We start from the raw sequence: 512 nt of genomic DNA, 5'->3' as shown, positions 1-512 counted from the left end.
GCTTGAGGGCGTCGAAGTTGGTGACCGCCCCACCTGTGCGCTTCATGCTACGGAACTTGACGCGCCCCTTGCTGGTGAACGGGTCACGCAGCACGGAGATGCCAACACGGTCGAGGATGGTGTAGGCACGGCTGAAATCACCGTAGGCAACCGGCAGCGTGTTGGAGCTGATGGTCGGCATGTCGGCGAACAGCACGACCGGCTTCTCCAGCAGCGTCATCACAGCGCCCAACACTTGGCCCGAGGGACCAACGGCTGGCTGAAGATTCAGGAAGCGGTAGTTGTTCGTTCCTGCGTTCTTCATGATGTGGGTCAACACTGCACGGTTCATCGCGAAGGTGGCACGAGCCTGGTAGTCTTCCTTCAGGGAGCCTTGCAGATCGATGAGAGCTGCTTCGGTGATGGCAGAGGTGCTGCCACCAGCGATTTGCTCCAGCTTGTTGCGCTCGTAAGCGCCAGCCACAGACCAGTTGCCATAGGTCAGGAACCCGCGCGGCTGGATAACGCCGTTG

At 60.4% G+C, this 512-nt stretch carries 1 protein-coding gene; it reads right to left on the bottom strand.

The window, feature by feature from the left end:
• The coding region (locus AC1DS5_RS25660; protein WP_477721060.1) for a phage major capsid protein at positions 1 to 512 on the bottom strand (512 nt) is incomplete at both ends.

The sequence above is a fragment of the Polaromonas sp. P4_H1 genome (assembly GCF_056400945.1).
Note: the sequence above shows the minus strand (reverse complement) of the source record. Positions and strands in the feature narration are given on the sequence as shown.